This window comes from Georgenia alba (assembly GCF_042665525.1).
Lineage (GTDB): Bacteria > Actinomycetota > Actinomycetes > Actinomycetales > Actinomycetaceae > Allobogoriella > Allobogoriella alba.
This window is the reverse complement of record NZ_JBHTCQ010000002.1, coordinates 831826-852997: the sequence shown is the minus strand read 5'-3', so window position 1 is coordinate 852997 and position 21172 is coordinate 831826. Positions and strand designations below refer to the sequence as shown.

Annotated in this window: 21 protein-coding genes; 1 reads left to right on the top strand and 20 read right to left on the bottom strand. The window is 73.8% G+C overall.

The features are described 5' to 3' along the window. Window positions 1-24: 24 nt before the first annotated feature. The 20 genes from ACFQQL_RS13760 to ACFQQL_RS13665 all read right to left on the bottom strand — a co-directional run bounded on the left by ACFQQL_RS13760 (window position 25) and on the right by ACFQQL_RS13665 (window position 19712). Entirely contained in the window at window positions 25-1341 is a 1317-nt protein-coding gene (locus ACFQQL_RS13760) for a dihydroorotase (RefSeq protein WP_382395292.1), read from the bottom strand. Next, window positions 1338-2354 (bottom strand): aspartate carbamoyltransferase catalytic subunit, encoded by a 1017-nt coding sequence (locus ACFQQL_RS13755; protein WP_382395290.1) that lies wholly within the window; start codon window positions 2352-2354, stop codon window positions 1338-1340. Before ACFQQL_RS13755 ends, ACFQQL_RS13760 begins: the two co-directional genes overlap by 4 nt. Continuing rightward, entirely contained in the window at window positions 2351-2899 is a 549-nt protein-coding gene (gene pyrR / locus ACFQQL_RS13750) for a bifunctional pyr operon transcriptional regulator/uracil phosphoribosyltransferase PyrR (RefSeq protein WP_382395398.1), read from the bottom strand. The genes ACFQQL_RS13755 and pyrR overlap by 4 nt, the downstream gene beginning before the upstream one ends. 117 nt (window positions 2900-3016) lie before the next feature. Continuing rightward, window positions 3017-3439: a transcription antitermination factor NusB gene (nusB, locus tag ACFQQL_RS13745; protein ID WP_382395288.1), complete on the bottom strand. Its 423-nt coding sequence runs from the start codon at window positions 3437-3439 to the stop codon at window positions 3017-3019. A gap of 6 nt (window positions 3440-3445) precedes the next feature. Beyond that, the gene (efp, locus tag ACFQQL_RS13740; RefSeq protein WP_382395286.1) at window positions 3446-4009 is read right to left on the bottom strand and encodes an elongation factor P; all 564 of its coding nucleotides are present in this window, start codon (window positions 4007-4009) and stop codon (window positions 3446-3448) included. Between the two features lie 73 nt (window positions 4010-4082). After that, window positions 4083-4469: a hypothetical protein gene (locus ACFQQL_RS13735; RefSeq protein WP_382395284.1), complete on the bottom strand. Its 387-nt coding sequence runs from the start codon at window positions 4467-4469 to the stop codon at window positions 4083-4085. Next, window positions 4466-5101 carry a hypothetical protein gene (locus ACFQQL_RS13730; protein ID WP_382395282.1) on the bottom strand — a complete coding sequence of 212 codons (636 nt, stop codon included), beginning with the start codon at window positions 5099-5101 and terminating at the stop codon, window positions 4466-4468. Before ACFQQL_RS13730 ends, ACFQQL_RS13735 begins: the two co-directional genes overlap by 4 nt. Before the next feature lie 31 nt (window positions 5102-5132). Then, window positions 5133-5681 (bottom strand): shikimate kinase, encoded by a 549-nt coding sequence (locus ACFQQL_RS13725; RefSeq protein ID WP_382395280.1) that lies wholly within the window; start codon window positions 5679-5681, stop codon window positions 5133-5135. Further along, on the bottom strand, window positions 5678-7267 hold the full coding sequence (gene aroB, locus ACFQQL_RS13720) for a 3-dehydroquinate synthase (protein ID WP_382395278.1): 1590 nt from the start codon (window positions 7265-7267) through the stop codon (window positions 5678-5680). Before aroB ends, ACFQQL_RS13725 begins: the two co-directional genes overlap by 4 nt. Beyond that, on the bottom strand, window positions 7264-8478 hold the full coding sequence (aroC, locus tag ACFQQL_RS13715) for a chorismate synthase (protein ID WP_382395276.1): 1215 nt from the start codon (window positions 8476-8478) through the stop codon (window positions 7264-7266). Before aroC ends, aroB begins: the two co-directional genes overlap by 4 nt. Before the next feature lie 45 nt (window positions 8479-8523). Beyond that, the gene (locus ACFQQL_RS13710; RefSeq protein ID WP_382395274.1) at window positions 8524-9093 is read right to left on the bottom strand and encodes a prepilin peptidase; all 570 of its coding nucleotides are present in this window, start codon (window positions 9091-9093) and stop codon (window positions 8524-8526) included. 16 nt (window positions 9094-9109) lie between these two features. After that, complete coding sequence (locus ACFQQL_RS13705) at window positions 9110-10024, bottom strand: shikimate dehydrogenase (RefSeq protein ID WP_382395272.1); 915 nt, start codon at window positions 10022-10024, stop codon at window positions 9110-9112. A gap of 1 nt (window position 10025) precedes the next feature. Beyond that, window positions 10026-11201: an endolytic transglycosylase MltG gene (gene mltG, locus ACFQQL_RS13700; protein WP_382395270.1), complete on the bottom strand. Its 1176-nt coding sequence runs from the start codon at window positions 11199-11201 to the stop codon at window positions 10026-10028. Further along, the gene (gene ruvX / locus ACFQQL_RS13695; RefSeq protein ID WP_382395396.1) at window positions 11198-11713 is read right to left on the bottom strand and encodes a Holliday junction resolvase RuvX; all 516 of its coding nucleotides are present in this window, start codon (window positions 11711-11713) and stop codon (window positions 11198-11200) included. Before ruvX ends, mltG begins: the two co-directional genes overlap by 4 nt. Before the next feature lie 5 nt (window positions 11714-11718). Beyond that, entirely contained in the window at window positions 11719-14439 is a 2721-nt protein-coding gene (alaS, locus tag ACFQQL_RS13690; protein ID WP_382395268.1) for an alanine--tRNA ligase, read from the bottom strand. Window positions 14440-14486: 47 nt separating this feature from the next. Then, window positions 14487-14909: a DUF948 domain-containing protein gene (locus ACFQQL_RS13685; protein WP_382395266.1), complete on the bottom strand. Its 423-nt coding sequence runs from the start codon at window positions 14907-14909 to the stop codon at window positions 14487-14489. A 160-nt stretch (window positions 14910-15069) separates the two neighbouring features. Continuing rightward, entirely contained in the window at window positions 15070-15693 is a 624-nt protein-coding gene (gene rpsD, locus ACFQQL_RS13680) for a 30S ribosomal protein S4 (RefSeq protein ID WP_382395264.1), read from the bottom strand. 146 nt (window positions 15694-15839) lie between these two features. Continuing rightward, the gene (locus ACFQQL_RS13675) at window positions 15840-17189 is read right to left on the bottom strand and encodes a replication-associated recombination protein A (RefSeq protein WP_382395262.1); all 1350 of its coding nucleotides are present in this window, start codon (window positions 17187-17189) and stop codon (window positions 15840-15842) included. A gap of 26 nt (window positions 17190-17215) precedes the next feature. Next, entirely contained in the window at window positions 17216-18448 is a 1233-nt protein-coding gene (locus ACFQQL_RS13670; protein WP_382395260.1) for a hypothetical protein, read from the bottom strand. Beyond that, complete coding sequence (locus ACFQQL_RS13665; protein WP_382395258.1) at window positions 18438-19712, bottom strand: metal-dependent hydrolase family protein; 1275 nt, start codon at window positions 19710-19712, stop codon at window positions 18438-18440. The genes ACFQQL_RS13670 and ACFQQL_RS13665 overlap by 11 nt, the downstream gene beginning before the upstream one ends. Before the next feature lie 165 nt (window positions 19713-19877). Here ACFQQL_RS13665 and ACFQQL_RS13660 point away from each other — a divergent pair, with 165 nt between their 5' ends. Then, window positions 19878-21158: an MFS transporter gene (locus tag ACFQQL_RS13660; RefSeq protein WP_382395256.1), complete on the top strand. Its 1281-nt coding sequence runs from the start codon at window positions 19878-19880 to the stop codon at window positions 21156-21158. Window positions 21159-21172: the final 14 nt, after the last annotated feature.

The following is a 21172-nucleotide window of genomic DNA, read 5'->3' as shown; positions in this document are numbered from 1 at the left end:
GGGAGACCGTCTCCTGAGCTCCACTCACGCTGTGCTCCTCTCCTCACGTGCCACGGGTGCGCCGTCGAGCACGGTGGCCGTGCCCCGCAGGAACGTCGCGACCACGCGTCCCGGGAGCTCGGTGCCGGCGAACGGCGAGTTCCGGCTCCTGGTCGCCTGGGCGGTGGGGTCGACGACGCGGCGCGCCGCGGGGTCGACCAGCGTGACGTTCGCCGGCTCGCCCGCCGCCAGGGGACGGCCCTGGCCGGTCACGCGTCCGATCCGCGCCGGGGCGGTGGACATGACCCGGGCGACATCCTCCCACCCGAGCCGGCCCGTGGAGACCATGGTCTCCATCACGACGGGCAGCGCGGTCTCCAGGCCGGTCATGCCGAACGCCCCGGCCGGCCACTCGCAGTCCTTGTCCTCCACCGCGTGCGGTGCGTGGTCGGTGGCCACGATGTCGATCGTGCCGTCCGCGAGCCCCTCACGCACGGCCTCGACGTCCTCGGCGGTCCGCAGCGGAGGGTTCACCTTGTACCGCGGGTCGTAGGTGCGCGCGGACTCGTCGGTGAGCAGGAGGTGGTGCGGGGTGACCTCCGCCGTCACCGCGATGCCGCGGGACTTGGCCCACCGGACGATCTCGACGCTGCCCGCGGTGGACAGGTGGCACACGTGGAGCCGGGACCCGACGTGCTCGGCGAGCAGCACGTCCCGGGCGATGATCGCCTCCTCGGCGACGGCGGGCCAGCCGGTCAGCCCGAGCTCCGCCGAGACCGCGCCCTCGTGCATCTGCGCGCCCTTCGTGAGCCGCGGCTCCTGCGCGTGCTGGGCGATGACGCCGTCCAGGGCCTTGACGTACTCCAGCGCCCGCCGCATCAGGACCGGGTCCGCGACGCAGTGGCCGTCGTCGGAGAAGACCCGGACCCGGGCGGCGGAGCTCGCCATCGCGCCGAGCTCGGCCAGCTGCTCGCCGCGCAGCCCCACCGAGACCGCACCGACGGGGTGGACGTCCACCCACCCGGCCTGCCGGCCCAGGTTCCAGACCTGCTCGACCACCCCGGCCGTGTCCGCCACGGGCGTGGTGTTCGCCATCGCGTGGACCGCGGTGAACCCGCCCGCGGCGGCGGCGCGGGTCCCGGTCCACACGGTCTCGGTGTCCTCCCGGCCGGGCTCGCGCAGGTGGGTGTGCAGGTCGACCAGGCCGGGCAGCGCCACGAGCCCGTCGGCGTCGACGACCTCCGCGCCGGTGGCCGAGCGGCTCGCCTCGGGACCCACGGCCGCCACGACGCCGTCGCGCAGCAGCAGGTCGGTCGCGTCGGTGCCGAGGGGGCGCGCGCCGCGCAGCAGGTAGGAGGTCATGAGTTCCCTTCGGTGCCGGCCACGGCGACGGGGGCGTCGTCCGTGGCGTCCTGGTCCTCGCCCGCCAGCAGCAGGTAGAGCACGGCCATGCGGACCGCGACGCCGTTGGCGACCTGCTGGACGATGGTCGAGCGCGGGGAGTCCGCGGCGTCGGCGCTGATCTCCAGGCCGCGGTTCATCGGTCCGGGGTGCATGACGACCGTGCGCTCCGGAAGTCGGCCCAGGCGCCCGGTGGTCAGCCCGTACCGGCGCTGGTACTCGTGCGGCGAGGGAAAGAATCCGCCGGCGCTGGTCATCCGCTCCCGCTGGACGCGCAGCATCATCACCGCGTCCGGGTCGGCTTCCGCGAGAGCGTCGTCCAGGTCGTAGCGGACCTCGCACGGCCACTGCTCCATCCCGACCGGCAGCAGCGTGGGCGGTGCCACCAGGGTGACCCGGGCGCCGAGGGTGTGCAGCAGGTGGACGTTCGAGCGTGCCACCCGGGAGTGCAGGACGTCGCCGACGACGACCACGGACGCGCCGGCCAGGTCGGAGCCGTCCGGCGCAGGTCCGTCCCCGTCGGTGGCCAGGTGACGGCGCAGGGTGAACGCATCCAGCAGCGCCTGGGTCGGGTGCTCGTGCGTGCCGTCACCGGCGTTGAGCACCGGCACGTCGATCCAGCCGGCGTGGGCGAGACGGTGGGGAGCCCCGGAGTCGTGGTGCCGGATGACGACGGCGTCGATGCCCATCGCCTGCAGGGTCAGGGCCGTGTCCTTCAGCGACTCGCCCTTCGAGACGGACGAGCCCTTGGCGGAGAAGTTGATGACGTCCGCGCTGAGGCGCTTCGCCGCGGCCTCGAAGGAGATGCGGGTCCGGGTGGAGTCCTCGAAGAAGAGGTTCACCACCGTGCGCCCGCGCAGGGTGGGCAGTTTCTTGATGGTGCGGCCCTGGGTGGCGGCCATGGCCTCGGCGGCGTCGAGAATCTCCAGCGCCTCCGCGCGCCCCAGGTCCGCGGTGCTCAGCAGGTGCCTCATGCCCGGGCCTCCCCGATGCTCACGGAGTCCGGCGTGCCGTCGATCTCCTCGAGACGCACGTCGACGCGCTCGGCGGAGGACGTCGGAAGGTTCTTCCCCACGAAGTCCGCGCGGATCGGCAGCTCCCGGTGCCCCCGGTCGACGAGCACCGCCAGCTGGACCGCCGCGGGCCGGCCGAGGTCGCCGATGGCGTCGAGCGCGGCGCGGATGGTGCGGCCGGAGTAGAGGACGTCGTCGACGAGCACCACCACGCGGCCGTCGATCCCCGGCTCCGGCAGGTCGGTGCGGCCCAGCGTGCGGGTCGGGTGGTCGCGCAGGTCGTCGCGGTACATGGTCACGTCGAGGCTGCCCACCGGGACCTGGCGGCCGGCGCCCTCTGCCGCGGCGATGCGTGCCGCGAGGCGGCGCGCCAAGGGAGCGCCGCGGGTGGGGATGCCGAGCAGCGTCACGGCCTCGCTGCCGTGGTTCCGCTCGAGGATCTCGTGTGCGATGCGGGTCAGGGAACGTGCGACGTCCGAGGCGTCGAGCACCTCGCGTGCAGGCATGCCGGTCACCGGCGGACCTCCTTCCCCGCCTCACGGGACGGGCCTTAAAGGATGTCGGGTCGGCTCGATGCTACCGCCTGCCGCCGCCGGCCCGGTGCACGGGCCACGAGGCGATCCTCACAGCGTGGGCTTCAGCTCCAGGAGGCGGCCGAGCACGCCGTTGACGAACGCCGGCGAGTCGTCGGTGGACAGCTCCGCCGCGAGGTGCACGGCCTCGTCGACCGCGACGGCGTCCGGCACGTCGTCGTTGTACAGCAGCTCCCAGGCACCGAGCCGCAGCAGGCACCGGTCGACCACCGGCATCCGCTCGAGGGTCCAGCCCTGCGAGTAGGTGCTCAGCAGCTCGTCGATGCGGTCCAGGTGCGCCACGACGCCCTCGACGATCTCGACGGCGTACTCCGGGATGGGAGTCTGCGCGAGGGTGACCGCGCGCCGCTGGGCGAGCAGGTCGAGGAGGTCTGCGGCGGCCGCGATGCCCTTCTGGTCGGCCTCGAAGAGGACGTCCAGCGCGCGACGGCGGGCCTTGGTGCGTGCTGCCACGTGCCCTCAGTCGTTGACGCGGCCGAGGTAGTCGCCCGTCCGGGTGTCGACCTTGACGCGGGTGCCGGTCTCGAGGAACAGCGGGACCTGGATCTCGGCACCGGTGGAGACGGTGGCGGGCTTGTTCCCGGCGGAGGACCGGTCGCCCTGCAGGCCCGGCTCGGTGTAGGTGATCTCCAGGACGACGGCCGGCGGCAGCTCGACCGAGAGGACCTGGCCGTCGTGCATGGCGATGATGACGTCCTGGTTCTCCAGGAGGAACTTCGCGCCGTCGCCGACGACCTCCGGGGAGACCGGGATCTGCTCGTAGGTCTCGGCGTCCATGAAGACGAAGTCGGTGCCGTCGTTGTACAGGTACTGCATGTCGCGGCGGTCGACCGTGGCGGTCTCCACCTTCACGCCGGCGTTGAAGGTCTTGTCGACGATCTTGCCGGACAGCACGTTCTTGATCTTGGTGCGGACGAACGCCGGACCCTTCCCGGGCTTGACGTGCTGGAACTCGACCACGGACCACAGCTGTCCGTCGAGGTTGAGCACCGTCCCGTTCTTGAGGTCGTTGGTCGTCGCCATGCGTGAGCCGTCCTTGCGTCGTCGTGGGTGATGGGCGTGCCGGCGCGGTGGATGCGCCGGCGGAGCGCGGCGCTCAGGATATCGCGCCGACGGCCAGGGCGCCCGTGACGCCGAGCACTCCCGCCCACAGGTAGCTCGCGAGGGTCCCGATGATGAACCGCTCGGCGGCGGTGTGCCGGTGGTCCGGGTGGGTCTCGCGCAGCTCGGGGTAGCGGCCGAGTCCCTTGATGGCGAGGACCACGGCGACCGCCTCGGGGTAGCCGGCCAGCACCGACCCGGTGATCGCGAGGCGTTCCAGGATGCCGATCCACGTGCCGCCGCGCAGCACGCCCGGGACCGGGCCCCGGCCCTCGATGCGGCGCAGCAGGGTCGCGACGAGTGGGCTGCCCGCACCCGCGGACAGGGCCAGCGCGACCACGACGACGGCGGCGACGAGCCAGGTCGCGACGGCGGCGCTCACGTCCGGTCCTCCTTCCCGTCGGCGGCTGCGGCGGCCGCCCGGTCCAGCAGAGCGGCCGCGACCGGGCGCACGCGGCGCTCCTCCTCCAGCAGTGCCGACCGTACGCGCTGGCTGACGGCCTGCTCGGATATCCCCAGCGTGGCGGCCGCGGTGCGCTGAGTGGTGCCGCCGGCGAGGAGTTCGGCGACCTCCCACCCCGCCGCGGAGCGGCGTCGGACCACGGCCGCGAGCAGCTGCAGCACGGCGGTGGCATCGCCTGCCGCGGACCGGTCCTCGCCGGCCACCACGACCGGTGCGGGCTCGCCCCGCCCTCTGGCGCGCTCCACCGCGGCCCGCGCGTGCAGGAACGCCACCCCGGAGCTCGCCCGGGCGCTGCTGCCGAGCGGTTCGTCGACCGGCCCGGCGCCGGTCCCGACGGCCCACTCCCCCGTCCGGCAGAGGCGCAGCGCGAGGTCCACGACGGCGTCGGCCTCGGACAGCACGACCTGCACCTCGTCGCCGACGGTGCGCTCGACGGGCAGCACCACGGCGTCACGGTGCTCGCGCTGCCACGGCTCGAGCCCGGCGAGGAGGTCCTCGACGAGGTCGCCCCGCCGTCGGCTGGCGTGCTGGTCGGCGGTCACGACGAACATGTGTCAAGGGTAGAGGCTTGATCTAACGAGATCAAGGAACATCCCTTGATTGGCGCGGATCAAGGATCTGCGCCACCTCGTCGACCACGGACTCCACGTCCCGCTCGGAGGTGTCCACGGTGCGGGTGGCGACGGCGGCGTACAGCGGCCGCCGCTCCTGGGCCATCGCCGCCAGCTGGGCCCGGGCACTGCCGAGCGCGACGGGCCGGGGCACGTTGAGGCCGACGCGCGGCGCACCGGCGGAGAGGGAGACGTCGAGGAAGACGACGGCCGTGCCCGCCGCCGCCAACGCCGTCAGCCGGTCGCGGGCGGAGGCGACGGCGCCGCTGCCGAGTGCGACGACGTCGCGCCCGTCCAGCGCGTGCGCCACGACGTCCGCCTCCAGCTCGCGGAAGGCCTCCTCGCCGAGATCCACCATGAGGGTGCCCACGTCGGCGCCGCCACGATCGGCGAGCAGCTGGTCGGTGTCGGTGAAGGTCAGCCCGAGGCGTTCGGCGACCCGCGCCCCGACCGTCGACTTGCCGGCACCCGGCGGACCGACGAGGACGAGCGTGACCCCCGGCGGGTGGGCGCTGGTCATGCCGGCCGCCCGTCCGGCGAGGAGACGGCGCGGAAGGCGGTCTCCAGGGCCTCCTCCGCGGGCGCGCGCAGCACGGTCGTGCGGCCCACCTCGGTGAGGGCGACGAACCGCAGCGCACCACCCCGGGTCTTCTTGTCGTGCCGCATGGCCTCCGTCAGGGCAGCGAGGTCCGCGCCGCGATAGCTCGTGGGTAGCCCGAGCGTCTCGAGCAGCCGGCGGTGCCGGTCGACGACCGCGGCGTCCAGGAGGCCGCAGGCGTGCGCCAGCTCCGCGACGAACACCATGCCGACCGCGACGGCGTCGCCGTGCCGCCACCGGTAGCCCTCGACGCGCTCGACCGCGTGGGCGAAGGTGTGGCCGTAGTTGAGGATCTCCCGCAGCCCGGCCTCGCGCAGGTCCTCCCCCACCACGCGGGCCTTGACGGCGACGGCCCGCTCCACGAGCTCACGGAGCACCGGCGAGCCGGGCCGGCGCGCGGCGCTCCCGCCGTCGTCCTCGATCAGCCGGAGGATGGTCTCGTCGGCGATGAAGCCGCACTTGACGACCTCGGCCAGCCCGGCGCGCAGGTCCGCGTCGGGCAGCGACCGCAGCGCCTCGAGGTCGCAGACCACGGCGGCGGGCGGGTGGAAGGCCCCCACGAGGTTCTTCCCGGCCGTGGTGTTGATGCCGGTCTTGCCGCCGACGGCGGCGTCGACCATGCCGAGCAGCGTCGTGGGGACGTTGACGAGGCGGATGCCGCGCAGCCAGGTGGCGGCGACGAAGCCGCCGACGTCCGTCGTCGCGCCCCCACCGACGGCGACGACGACGTCCTCCCGGCCCAGCCGCACCGCACCCATGCGCTGCCAGCAGTCGGCTGCGGCCGCCAGCGTCTTGGCGTCCTCGGCGTCGGGCAGCTCGTGCAGGTGGGTCTGCACGCCGGCGCTCTCGATGCGGCGGGCCAGATCTCCGGCTTGGTCCGCGGTGGCCGGGGCGTGCACGAGGAGGGCGCTGGTCGCGCCGGCGACGGCGGCCACGACCTCGCGCTCGAGGTGATGGCCGACCAGCACGTCGTACTGACCGCCGACGGGGATCCGGGACGGCACGAGGCCGGCGAGGTGCGCGGCGATCTCGCCGGGCCGGACCGCCGAGGTGTCGACGGTCGCGGTCGCGACCTCCTCGTACAGCCCGGCACGTTCGGTCCGCAGCGCGGCGAGCCGGCCGGTCGGGTCACCGACCAGCAGGGGGCGGTCCCGGGCATCGCGCAGACGCTCGAGCGCGGCGGAGTCGGGCACGTCGAGATGCACCACGCGGTGGCCGGCCAGCGCCTGGCGCGTGCGGGCGTCCAGGACCGCCCCGCCGCCGAGCGCCAGGACGCCGGGGTGCGTCGTCAGGGCGCGCCGCACCTCCTGGTGCTCGAGCTCCCGGAAGGCCGCCTCCCCGTGCACGGCGAAGTACTCGGCGATGGTGGTCCCCGCGGCGGCCTCGACCGCGGCGTCGGTGTCGAGGAACGCCACCCCGAGTCGCTCGGCGAGCAGGCGGCCGACGGTGCTCTTGCCCGCGCCAGGCAGGCCGACGAGGACCAGGAGCGGATGTGCCGGGGCGGTCACCGCATGTGCTCCGGCAGGGCGTCCAGGTAGCCGCGCAGGTTCCGCGACGCCTCGGCGGCGGAGTCGCCGCCGGTCTTCTCCAGCAGCACCTGCGCGAGCACGAGCGAGACCATGGCCTCGACGACCACGGCGGCGGGGGGCACCGCGCAGACGTCCGAGCGCTGGTGGATGGCCGTGGCCGCCTCCCCCGTGGCGACGTCGACCGTCGCCAGCGCACGCGGGACGGTCGAGATCGGCTTCATCGCGGCTCGGACGCGGACGACCTCGCCGTTGCTCATGCCGCCCTCGGTACCGCCGGCGCGGTTCGTGGACCGGGTGAGGTGACCGTCGATCGAGACGATCTCGTCATGCGCCTGCGAGCCGCGCCGCGCGGCCGTGCGGAACCCGTCGCCGATCTCCACGCCCTTGACCGCCTGCACGGACATGACGGCGCCGGCCAGCCGTCCGTCGAGCCGCGCGTCACCCGAGACGTACGAGCCGAGCCCGGGCGGCACCCCGTGCGCGAGCACCTCGACGACGCCCCCGAGCGTGTCGCCGTCCTTCTGGCAGGCGTCGATCTCGGCGACCATCGCCGCCGAGGTGGCGGGGTCGAAGCAGCGGACCGGGTCGGCGTCGAGCGCGGCGAGGTCGTCGGGCGTGGGCGGGCGGGCGTCCTCCGGCACCGCGACCGGTCCGATCCGCACCACGTGGGAGACCAGGCGGACGCCGGCCACCTGCTCCAGCATCCGGGCGGCCACGGCCCCCAGTGCCACGCGCGCCGCAGTCTCGCGCGCGCTCGCACGCTCGAGCACCGGGCGTGCCTCACCCAGGGCGTACTTCTGCATGCCGACGAGGTCGGCGTGCCCCGGGCGGGGGCGGGTCAGCGGCCGGTTCCGGGCCACCTCGCGAGCGTCCCCCGTGCCCGCGTCGACCAGCAGCGACTCCGGCGGCACCGGGTCCGGTGACATCACCGTCTCCCACTTGGGCCACTCGGTGTTGCCGATCTCGACGGCGACCGGGCCGCCCATCGTGGTGCCGTGGCGGACACCGCCGAGGATCCGGACCTCGTCCTTCTCGAAGGACATGCGCGCACCGCGTCCGTGGCCGAGGCGCCGCCGTGCGAGCGCCTCGCGGATGACGTCGGAGGTCAGCTCGACACCGGCCGGCAGGCCCTCGAGCACGGCCACGAGGGCGGGGCCGTGCGACTCCCCCGCTGTCGTCCATCTGAGCATGCCTCGATCCTGCCACGCCGCGGCCGACGCCTGTCCCGCCGTCTCTCAGCCCGTCCAGCCGGCGAGGTGACCCGACGTCGCCAGGGCCGTACCGAGGACCATCCACGGCCCGAGCGCGACGTGGCTGCGCAGGTCGGCGCGCCGGGTCGCGACGAGCACCAGCGCCCACAGCCCGGCGAGCACGAAGGTCGTCAGCGGGCCGGCGACGGCGACCTCCCAGCCGAACAGACCCAGCCACAGCCCCAGGACGCCGGAGAGCTTGACGTCGCCGAGGCCGAGGCCTCCGACGCGCGCCAGGCCCAGGCCCAGGAAGCAGGCCGCGGTGACCACGCCGGCCAGCGCCGCCCCGCCGACGACGGGCAGCCCCGGCGACCCGACCGCGGCACCGACCAGCAGCGGGACGGCGGTCACCACGTACGCGGTGATCACGAGGCGGTCCGGAAGGCGGTGGGTCCGCGCGTCCACGAGTGCGAGCACCACGGCAACGCCGGCGAGCAGCGCGCCCGCCACGAGCACGGCGACGGGTTCGGACCGCAGCCCGAGGGCGGCGGCACCCGCGGCCGCGACAGCCACGACGCCCAGCACCGGGCGAGGTGGGGCGGCACCGTCGCGCACCACGATCTCGGCCCGCTCAGTCCACCGTGCCGCGGCGCCGGAGCTCGGCGTGCAACGCGGCGCGCATGACCTCGACATCGGGCGACCGCCCCGTGAACAGCCGCACCTGCCCGACCGCCTGGTGCAGCAGCATCGCCCAACCCGGGGCGACGCTGCCGCCGAGCTCGCCCCACGCACGGGCGAGCGGGGTCGGCGACGGGTGGTACACGACATCGAGCAGCAGGCGACCGGTCAGGTCACCCGGGCGCAGGCGTGCCGCGAGCAGGTCGGCGATCTCGTCGGCAACCCCGGCCGGGACGGTCGAGACCAGGACGTCGGGGGGCGCCGGCAGCAGCGCGTCCGCCGCGGTCTCCGCCGAGGTCCACGGCCGGTGGTCGACGGACACCCCCATCCGGTGCGCGGCGACGAGTGCCGAGCCGGGACCGCCGACGCGCCGCGCGACCAGGGAGGTGGTCCGCACGCCGAGCTCGCCGAGCGCGGCGAGCGCCGAGGAGGCGGTGGCGCGGGCGCCCAGCACCGCTGCGGTGCGCGGCCGCCACGTACCGCCCGGCATCGCCTCACGGAGCGCCTCGACGATGCCGGCCACGTCCGTGTTGAACCCGACGAGCGGCCCGGCGGCGCCGCCGCGGCCGGGCTGGACCACGAGGGTGTTCGCGGCCCCGGTGACCTCGGCGAGCGGGTCGACATGGTCGAGGAGGCCCAGCACGGTCTGCTTCAGCGGCATGGTCAGGGACAGCCCCGCCCACGACGCGTCCAGCCCTCGTACGACGGCGGGCAGCTGCTCGGCCGTGACGTCCTGCAGCCCGTAGGTCCAGCCGGTCAGCCCGAGCTGGTGGTACGCGGCGTGGTGGAGCGTCGGGGAGAGCGAGTGCGCGATGGGGTGCCCGAGCACCGCCGCCCGGCGTGCGGCCACCGGAGGGGACGTCGCCACGTCAGTCCTGCGTGGTGCCGCACGACTGCGGGTTCTCGTCGCACCAGCTGCGCAGCTGGTCGATGTGGGCCTGCTGCTCGTCGGCGGTCTCCGCGAAGACGGTCTCACCGGTGTCGAGGTTGACGGTCGTGAAGTACAGCCAGCTGCCCCGCGGGGCGTCCAGCACCGCCTCGATGACCTCGGTCCCGGGCGACCCGATGGGGCCGGGCGGCAGGCCCGCGTGCTGGTAGGTGTTGTACCGGTTGGACTCCTCCCGGGTCTCCTGGGGCGAGGGGATGCCCCCGACCTCGCCGTTGCCGTACAGCACGGTGGAGTCCATCTGGAGCCGGCCGTTGGTCTCCCCGCCCCGGTCGTCGAGGCGGTTGTAGATGACCCGCGCCACCTGCCCGTAGTACTCGGGAAGGTTGACCTCGCGCTCGACGATCGAGGCGATCGTCAGCACCTCCTCGCGCTCCCTCTCCGGGACGTCCAGGCGGTCGAGCCGGGTCACCGTCTGGTCGACCATCGCGGCGAGGATGGTAGCGGCGTCGTCGCTCGGCTCGAACGAGTACGTCGCCGGCGCGTACCAGCCCTCGGGGTCGCCGTCGGCGGCCTCGGGCAGCCCGAGAGCCTCGGTGTCCTCCGCCGCCTGCTCGACCTCCTGCACCGGGGTGCCGGTCACCGTGGCGATGCGCTCGTACACCTGCCAGGTGGTGAACCCCTCGGGCACGGTGATGGTGACCTCGGCACGGTTCGCGGGGTCCAGCAGCGCCGCGACGGCGTCGTCCGCCGCCATCTCGCGCCGCAGCGTGTACGTCCCGGCCTGGATCAGTGCCGCGTTGGCGTTCTCGTCGAACGCGTCCGAGAACGCGCCCTCGGTGGCGACGACACCCTCCTCGACGAGGATCGCGCCCATGTCCCGGCCGGTGGCTCCGTCGGGGATCTGGACCTGGACCTCGCCGTGCCCCGGCCCCGGGTAGTCGGTCTCGATGGTCGGGCCGCCGGTGATCATCTCCTCGACCCGCGGGTAGGTCCAGAACGCGATCCCGGCGACGACGGCGACGGTGACCGTGAGCACGAAGAACGTCCGTACGCGGCGCCGCCGACGTGCCCGCCGACGCTCACGGCGGCTGGCCCGCCGCTCCGACGGCGTGGCGCGCTCCTCGGTCGGCTCGGTCGTGGAGAAGAGGTCGTTCACGTGCTCTCAGTCCCTGGGACCAGCTCACCAGCCGGCTCGCCGGTCCGTCGTTCGGTCTCGAGCGCCTGCTCGAGGATCACCGTGGCGGCCACCTGGTCGACGACCTGCCGATGGGTACGGCTGCTCCGGCCGGCCGCGTGCAGCGCCTGGTGGGCGGTGACGGTCGTCAGCCGTTCGTCGACGAGGCGCACCGGCACGTCGAGCGCACCGGCCAGGCGCCGGGCGTACGCACGGGCGGTACGGGCCGCGGGGCCGGACCTGCCGGACAGGCTGCGCGGCAGGCCGACGAGCACCTCGAGAGCGTGCTGCTCCGCGACGACGTCGGCGATCCGGGCGAGGTCTGCGTCGGGCGCCGCGCTGTCACGCACGATCGTCACCACCGGGGTCGCGAGGATGCCGTCCGGGTCGGACCGGGCCACCCCGACGCGCACGCTGCCGACGTCGACCGCCACGCGGACGCCACGGCGGAAACCGGGGCCATCGGCGGTCGGTGCGGTGCCCGGGTCGGTCATCGGCCTCATGCACCCACCAGACTGACGACGTCCGCCCGGACGGCCTCGAGAGCCGCGGGCATGGCCGAGGCGTCGGTGCCACCGCCCTGCGCCAGGTCGTCCTTGCCGCCACCCCCGCCGCCGAGGGTGGTGGCGGCGGTGCGCACGAGCGCACCGGCCCGCAGGCCCGCCTCCCGCGCCGCGGCGTTCGTGGCCACGACGACGACGGGCCGGCCCTTGGCGACGCCACCGGCCGCGACCACGCTCGGTCCGTCCTCGCCGAGCCGGGAGCGGACGTCCAGGACGAGGGTGCGCAGGTCGTCGGCGGAGGCGACCTCGCCGGCGTCGTGCGTGACGAGCCGGCCGCGCCCCGCCCGCTCGGCGGCGTCCGCAATCTGTCCGGCGCGCGCGAGCAGCTGCCCCTGCCGGAGCTGGGCGAGCTCCTTCTCCGCGGCCTTGAGCCGGCCCATGAGGCCGTCGATCCGCTCGGGGAGCTCCTCCGGCCGCCCGCCGAGCAGAGAGGTCACCTGGTTCAGGAGCACGTGCTCCTTCGCCTGGTACCCGTACGCACCGGGGCCGACGAGCGCGTCGACGCGCCGGACGCCGGAACCGATCGAGGACTCGCCGAGCAGGGTGACGCGTCCCAGCGTGCCCGTGCGGGGCACGTGCGTGCCCCCGCAGAGCTCCCTGGACCAGTCGCCGCCGATCGACACGACCCTGACCCGGTCGCCGTACTTCTGGCCGAACAGGGCCATGGCGCCACTGGCGAGGGCATCGTCGAGGTCCATGACCTCGTCGGTGACGTCGAGGTCCTCGGCGAGCTGGTCGTTGACCCGCTCCTCGATCTCTCCGAGGAGGTCACTCGGGACGGCCGAGCCGTGCCGGAAGTCGAAGCGCATGCGGTTCGGAGCGTTCTCCGAACCGGCCTGGGTGGCCTGCTCCCCGAGGTGCTCATGCAGCGCCTTGTGCACCATGTGGGTGGCGGTGTGCGCCCTGGCGATCGCCTTGCGCCGCCGGGAGTCGATGGCGGCCACGGCCTGCTCGTCGAGCGTCACGGTGCCCTCGGTGAGCCGGCCGCGGTGCACGCTCAGGCCCTGCACGGGGCTCTGGACGTCCGCGACGTCCACGATCCCACCGCCGCTGAAGGTGATCGTGCCCTGGTCCGCGAGCTGCCCGCCGGCCTCGGCGTAGAACGGCGTGCGGTCCAGCACGACCTCCACGTCCGCCGGCGCCGTCGCGGCGGTCGCGGGACGGCCGTCGACCATGAGTCCGACCAGCCGTGCCTGCGCGGTCTCGTCGGTGTACCCGAGGAACTGCACGGGTCCGTCGAGCCGCTGGCGCAGCTCGGTGTACAGCGACGTGTCGACGTGCCCGGTCTTCTTCGCGAGGGCGTCCGCGCGCGCCCGCTGCCGCTGCTCCTCCATGAGGGCGCGGAACCCGGCCTCGTCGACGCTCACGCCGTGCTCGGCCGCCATCTCGAGGCTCAGGTCGATCGGGAAGCCGTAGGTGTCGTGCAGCACGAAGGCGTCCTGCCCGCCCAGCACGGGCCCGCGGCTGTCGGCCGGAGCGTCCGCCGCCTCGCGCTTCGCCCGTGCCACCGCGCCCTCGAGGATCGTCGTGCCCTGGATGAGGGTGCGCCGGAACGCCTCCTCCTCCTCGTACGCGACCTGCGAGATCCGGGCGAAGTCGCTCTCGAGCTCCGGGTAGGACGCCTTCATCGCGTCCTTCGAGACGGGCAGCAGCACCGGCAGGCTGGGCTCGTCGACGCCGAGGAGGCGCATCGACCGCACGGCGCGGCGGATCAGGCGCCGCAGGACGTAGCCGCGGCCGTCGTTGGCGGGGCGGATCCCGTCGGAGATGAGCATGAGCGCCGAGCGGACGTGGTCGGCCACCACCCGCAGCCGCACGTCGTCCGGCGCGGTGGAGTTCCGGCCCTTGGCGTAGCGGCGTCCGGACAGCTCCTCCGCCGCGGCGATGACCGGGAAGGTCTCGTCGATCTCGTAGAGGTTCTCCACGCCCTGGAGGAGGTACGCGAGCCGCTCGAGGCCGAGCCCGGTGTCGATCGCGGTCCGGTCCAGCTCACCGAGCAGCGGGTAGTCCTTGCCCTGGCCCTCGCCGCGGAGGAACTGGTCGAAGACGAGGTTGTAGATCTCCAGGTAGCGATCGCCCCCCGGGTCCACGGTGCCGCCCTCGGCCTCCGGGCCGTACTCGGGGCCTCGGTCGTAGTGGAACTCGGCGCACGGGCCCGCCGGGCCGGGCTGGCCGGTGTCCCAGAAGTTCTCCTCGCGGGTGAGGCGGACCACGTGCGCGGGGTCGACGCCGACGCGTCCCAGTGCCGCGGCGGCCACCTCGTCCTCGTTCCAGATCGTCACCCAGAGCCGGTCGCCGTCGAGCCCGTAACCGCCCCGGTCCTGCGGCGTGGTCAGCAGGTCCCACGCCATCTCGACGGCGCCGTCCTTGAAGTAGTCGCCGAAGGAGAAGTTGCCACACATCTGGAAGAACGTGCCGTGACGCGTGGTCCTGCCGACGTTCTCGATGTCGTTGGTCCGGATGCACTTCTGCACGCTGACCGCTCGGGGCCAGGGCGCCGGCTCGGTGCCGACGATGTACGGGATGAAGGGGACCATGCCGGCGATCGTGAAGAGGATCGACGGGTCGGGCGAGACGAGGGACGCGCTGGGCACGACCTCGTGGTCGCGGGCCGCGAAGAAGTTCAGCCAGCGGGTGCGGATGTCGGCGGTGCGCATGGTTCCTTCAAGTGTGCCGGGGAGGGGCCGGGGTCTGTCGAACGGTCTCAGGGCTGGCGGGCGTCGTCGTCCGGGAGCAGGGCCTCGCGCAGCTCGGTCTCGCGCTCCCGGTAGGCGGCCCGGGCGTCCTTTCGGCGCAGGAGGCTGCGGACGGCGTACGAGAACGCCGAGAGCTTCACGAGCGGCCCGCCCACGGTGGCGGACACGAGCGTCGTCAGGGCCGAGACGTCCTCGGTGACCCGCGCCGCGGAGGTGGTGACGGTGTCGACCTTCGTCATCTGGCCGTTCGCCGAGCGGATCGTCGAGACGGCCTCGTCGATCGCGGGGAGGGTGTGCTCCGTGAGACGACGCACGGTGCCGCGCGCCTCGTCCAGCACGCCGCCGAGCTTGACGAGCGGCACGGCGACGACGAGCACGAGCACCGCGAAGGCGATCGCGGCCACGAGCCCGGCGATGTCTCCGACCGACATGTCTCGTCTCCTCCGTCTCTCCGCGGTGCCGCCGCACGTCTCGCGCGGACCTCCGCGCGAATCTACCGTGCTCGCACCTGCCCCGACGCACGCGCCCCGGGTGGTCCGGCGTGGCCGGCCGCCCGGGGCGCAGCGTCGTTCCCTGGTCGGGACGTCGGTCTCAGCGCGAGTAGTACTCGACGACCAGCTGCTCGTTGCAGGTCACGGGGACCTCGGCCCGCTTCGGGCGGCGCACGAGCTCGGCGCGGAGCTTCTCGACCTGCACGTCCAGGTAGGCCGGGACCTCCGGGAGCACGTCCCGGTGCGCCCCGGCGGCGGCGACCTGGAACGGCACCATCGTCTGGGACTTCGGCTTGACCTGCAGCACCTGGCCCGGCTTCACCCGGAAGGAGGGCCGGTCGACGATCTTGCCGTCGACGAGGATGTGGCGGTGCACGACGGCCTGGCGGGCCTGGGCGATCGTGCGGGCGAAGCCGGAGCGCAGCACGAGCGCGTCGAGACGCATCTCGAGCAGCTCGACGAGCGACTCACCGGTCAGGGCCTGCTCACGCTTGGCCTCGTCGAAGACCCGCTGGATCTGGGCCTCACGGATGCCGTACTGGGCGCGCAGCCGCTGCTTCTCCTTGAGGCGGACCGCGTAGTCCGACTCCTGGCGGCGGCGTGCACGACCGTGCTCGCCGGGGCCGTAGGGGCGCTTCTCGAAGTACTTGACGGCCTTGGGGGTCAGCGCGATCCCCAGGGCCCGGGACAGCCGCACCTGTCGGCGCGTGCGGGACACTGCCATGCTGGTTTCTTCCTGTCGTCGTGATACGTCACACCGCCGCGGCGGACGCCGCGCGGCGTGGGGTCGACCCGTTGGCCATGACCCCAGGTGGTCGTCCGGGCCGCTGGACGCGGCGCTGGACAACCCCACCATGCTAGCAGCGCGCGTCAGTCGCGGGACTCGAGGATCTCCCGGATCCGCTCCAGCCGGGATGTGATCTCTCGCTCATGCCCGTGGCTGGTCGGCCGGTAGTAGCGGGTGCCGACGAGGTCCTCCGGGGCGTACTGCTGCGCGGCGATGCCGTGCGGCTGGTCGTGCGCGTAGACGTAGCCGACGCCGTGCCCGAGGTCCTCCGCCCGGGCGTAGTGCGCGTCGCGCAGGTGGGCGGGGACCGGCGCGACCTTGCCGGCCCGCACGTCGGCGATGGCGGCGTCGATCGCCGCATAGGAGGCGTTCGACTTCGGGGCGGTCGCGACGTGCACGACCGCCTCGGCGAGGATGATCCGCGCCTCGGGCATCCCGATGAGGGCGACGGCCTCGGCGGCGGCGACGGCCGTCTGGAGCGCCGTCGGGTCTGCCATGCCGACGTCCTCGGCCGCGGCGATCACGATCCGGCGCGCGATGAACCGCGGGTCCTCCCCCGCCACCACCATGCGGGCGAGGTAGTGCAGGGCCGCATCGACGTCGGACCCGCGCATGGACTTGATGAAGGCCGAGATGACGTCGTAGTGCTGGTCGCCGGCCCGGTCGTACCGCACGGCCGCGACGTCGATGGCGCGTTCGACGGCGTCGAGGCTGATGGTCTCCTCGCCCGCGGCGTCGGCCGAGCCGGCCGCGGCCTCGAGGATGGTCAGCGCCTTGCGGGCGTCGGCGCCGGCGAGCCGCACCAGGTGGTCCGCGGCGTCGTCCTCCAGCCGCATCGCGCCCCCGAGGCCGCGCTCGTCCGTCAGCGCCCGCGCGACGAGGTCGCGCACGTGCCGGTCCGTCAGCGGCCGGAGGGTGAGCATGAGCGAGCGGGACAGCAGCGGCGAGATCACGGAGAAGCTGGGGTTCTCCGTGGTCGCGGCAACGAGGGTGACCCAGCGGTTCTCCACGGCGGGCAGCAGGGCGTCCTGCTGTGTCTTGGAGAACCGGTGGACCTCGTCGATGAACAGGACCGTCTCCTCGCCGGAGGTGACGAGACGGCGCCGGGCGTCCTCGATGACCGAGCGGACGTCCTTCACACCCGCGGTGACCGCCGACAGCTCGGTGAAGCGCCGGCCGGAGGCATGGGCGACGAGGTACGCCAGGGTGGTCTTGCCCGTCCCGGGCGGGCCCCACAGCACCACGGACGACGGTGCGATGCGGCCGTCGGAGGGTTCGACCAGGCGGCGCAGCGGGCTGCCCGGCTCGAGGAGGTGCTCCTGGCCGACGACCTCCTCGAGGGTGAGCGGTCGCATCCGCACCGCCAGGGGTGAGCCGGCACGGGGTGCCGGCACGCCGGCGTCGTCGGCGCCGGCCGCCTCGAACAGGTCCACGGTCCCAGGTTAGGTCGCGTCGGCGCTCAGATCGTGCCCACGAGGATCGAGGCGATGACGATCGACGAGGTCGTCACGGTCGCGAACCCGCCGACGAGCATCGGGGTGAGGATCTCGTCGAGGATGGCCTTGCGCTCGTCCTCGTCCCGGCCGACGGACCGGGCGATCTCCTGGCAGAGCAGGTAGTCGCCCGGGAATCCGAAGAGCGCGGTGAGCGCCACCGGCATGCCGCGGTACGGGTCCCAGCCGAGGAGCCTGGAGACGAGGGCGCCGCCGATCATGATGCCCACGGACCCGACGACGAGGATGACCAGGACGGGCACGAAGGCGCGTGTCACGTCGGCGAAGGTGACCTCGGACATGCTCGCCAGCACGACGACCACCACGGCGATCATCCCGATGCCGAAGCTGTTGGCCTTCTCCATGCTGCGCTCCGGGAAGATCCCCAGCAGCTGCCCGCCGAGGCCGATGAGGAGGCAGTAGATGCCGTAGTTGAGCCCGGTCAGGCCGTCCAGGAACGTGGCGACGGCGGAGCCGACGAACAGCAGGAGCAGCAGGATCGTGGGCTCGGAGAACCGCTCCGGCAGCGCGAGCGGCCGCCGGGGCGCGGCCAGGGAGGTGCGCGACGTGCCGGCCGCGGCGGCCGTCCGGAGCGCACCGGCGTCGTCCGGCAGCATGGTCACCGGTGGCGCGCCACCGTGGCCGCCGGCCGACCCGGCCCCGGCGTCCCGGAACCGCACCGCGTACCGCCGAAGCAGCACGTTCGCCAGGGGCATCCCGACGAGACTCTGCAGTCCGAGCACCAGGGCAGGGATGACGACCAGGTCGTCGAGGCCGCGTGCCGCCAGTCCCTCGGCGGTCAGCACGTACGCGATGATGCCGCCGGTCACCGGGCCGGTGCCGGCCACCGCCGTCGCGTACCCGAAGATCGGCGTGATCACGGCGAGCAGCAGGCCGGCTGCCAGCACGGCGCCGGCGAGGGCGATGAGGATGGCCTTCCACTGCTCCCGGATCTGCCGTGCCGGGATCAGCGTGCCCATGTGGGTGATGACGGCACCGACGACCACGGATCCGGCGGTCGCCAGCGCGGACTCCGGGACCAGGCTCGGCGGCAGCACCCCGGTCCAGATGAGGCCGAGGTAGCCCAGGAACGCGACGAGCAGCGACGGGACGTAGGCCTTGGTGACGATCGAGACGAGCTCGCCGACGGCGAGCAGAGCCAGGATGATCGCGGTGACGTAGACCGGGTTATCGAGCACGGCCGGCCCCGGAGTCGGTTCGCCGGAACTCGAGGGTCCCGTCCTTCCACACCTGCTCGACCATCGTGGGCAGGGTCTGCAGCTGCGCGCTGTCGTCGAGCCGGCCGTCGAGGACGACCGCGTCCGCGAGGTGCTCGGGCGCTAGCCGCCCGACCTCGGCGTGCTGGATCAGCTCGCCGGCGATCGAGGTGGAGGCGCGCAGGACGCCCGTCAGGTCCAGCCCCACACCGGAGAGCAGCGCGAGCTCCTCGAGGTTCTCCCCGTGCACCCCGACCCCGGAGTCGGTCCCCATGGCGACCTTGACGCCGGCGTCGATGGCGCGGGCGATGGACTCGCGGTGGGTGTCGGCCACGAGGTGGGCCTTCTCGATGACGGTCGGGGTCAGGCCCGAGCCTCCCGCCCCGGCCTTCTTGATGACGGCGAGCGGCGCGGCGAGCGTCGGCACCAGGTAGGCGTCGTTGGCCAGGAAGAGCTCGATGGCCTCCTCGTCGATGTAGACGCCGTGCTCGATGCTGCGCACGCCGGCACGCAGCGCGTTCTTGATGCCCTCCGAGCCCTGGGCGTGCGCCATGACGTAGGTACCCTGCGCGGCTGCCTCCTCGACGATGACCCGGATCTCCTCCTCGGTGAACTGGGAGTGGCGCGGGTCGTCCGCCGGGGACAGCACCCCGCCGGTGGAGCAGATCTTGATCTGGTCGGCGCCCGCCCGGAGGATCTGGCGGACCACCTTGCGGACCTCCTCGACGCCGTCCGCGACGCCCGCCGGGCGGCCGGGGTGCGGGCCCATCGAAGGCGAGTGGACGCCCGAGGGCATGAGGAAGTCCGCGTGCCCGCCGGTCTGCGACATGATCGTCACCGCGAGCCGCATGCGTGGCCCGCGCACCAGACCGGTGTCGACGGCGACCTTCGCCCCGAGGTCGGCGCCGCCGGCGTCCCGCACGGTGGTGACGCCGGCGTGCAGGGTGGCCTCGAGGTTGCGCACCGACTCGTAGAACTGCAGCGACCAGGGCTCGGCGAACGCCTGCAGAGAGCCGGGGTTCGAGCTGCAGACGTGCACGTGCAGGTCGACGAGCCCGGGCAGCACGGTCTTCCCCGTGACGTCCACGACGTCGGCGTGCGGGTGGGCGGCCGCGAGGCCGGATCCCACCTCCAGCACGGTGTCCCCGGCGAAGACCACGTCGGCCGGTTCGGGGAGGAAGTCGGTGCCGTCGAACACGTGCCCTCCGGCGAGGACGACGGTGCTGGCGGGCTGCTGGTCGGGCATGTGCGGATCTCCTCGGGTACGGGTGCGCACGGGAGGCTAACCGCGCCCCGTCGACTGCCGCAGGACCGACCACCACGTGGGCGGACCGGCACGGACAGGCACGGACGGGCACGGGACAGGCACGGACGGGGACCGGGCGCGTGCCCCGTCGCGGTCTACCCTGCGGTGGTGGCCCTGCTGATCGACCTGACACCGCTTCGGGTCGATCCCCACTACCGGCGCCTGTGGACCGGGTTCACCCTCTCGGGGATCGGTACCCAGCTCGCGACGACGGCGATCGGGCTGCAGGTCTACGAGCTGACCGGCTCCTCGTTCTCGGTGGGTCTGGTCGGGATCTTCGCGCTCGTGCCCCTGGTGCTGCTCGGGCTGTACGGCGGCGCGCTGGTGGACGCCCACGACCGGCGCACGGTGGCGCTGCTCGGCGGGCTGCTGCTGTGGGCAGCCGCCATTCTCAACACCGCACAGGCCGCCTGGGGCAACACCAACGAGTGGGTGCTGTACGGGCTCGTGGCACTCTCCAACGCCGGATTCGCCGTGGTCAGCCCGGCCCGATCGGCGATCTACCCGCGGCTGCTGCCCGCCCGCCTCCTGCCGGCGGCGAACGCGTTGAGCGTGGTGGCCATGAACGCCGCGTTGACCGTGGGGCCGCTGCTGGCGGGGTTCCTCGTGGACCTGTACGGCTACACGGTCACGTACGGGCTGGACGCCGTGCTGTTCGTGGCGGCCCTGTGGGGGATCCTCAGCCTGCCGCCGATCCCGCCCGAGGTGGACGTCGCGACGGCCCGCGGCCGGGTGCCGGGCCTGCGCAGCGTCCTGGAGGGGCTGCGCTTCCTCGGGACGCGGCCGAACGTGCGCATGACGTTCCTGGCGGACTTCTGCGCGATGATCCTGGCCCACCCACGGGCCCTGTTCCCGGCGGTGGCGGCACTGGCGCTCGGCGGTGGTGCGTCGACGGTGGGCGTGCTGTCCTCGGCGATCGCCGTCGGGGCGATGCTCGCCATGCTCCTGTCCGGACCGCTGGGGCGGGTCGTGCACCAGGGCCGTGCCGTGGTCGTCTCGGTGGCGGGCTGGGGTGCCTCGATCGCCGGATTCGGGGTGGTCGTGCTCGGCGCCGGTCATCTGCTGGACACGACGGTCGCGCTGTGGCTGGCGGTCGGCTGCCTCGGTCTGGCCGGCGCGGCCGACTCCGTCTCGGCCGTGTTCCGTACGACGATCCTGCAAGCCGCGACGCCGGACCATCTGCGGGGCCGGCTGCAAGGGGTGTTCGTCGTCGTGGTCGCGGGCGGCCCGCGCCTCGGCGACCTCGTGGCCGGCTCCCTCGCCAGCGCGGTGCCCGAGGGCCTCGCGATGGTGCTCGGCGGGGCCGCGTGCGTCGTCGCCGTGGTGCTGCTGGCGCGGCTTCAGGCCAGGTTCCTGGCGTACGACGCGCGCGACCCGCAGCCCTAGACGTCACCCCGGTG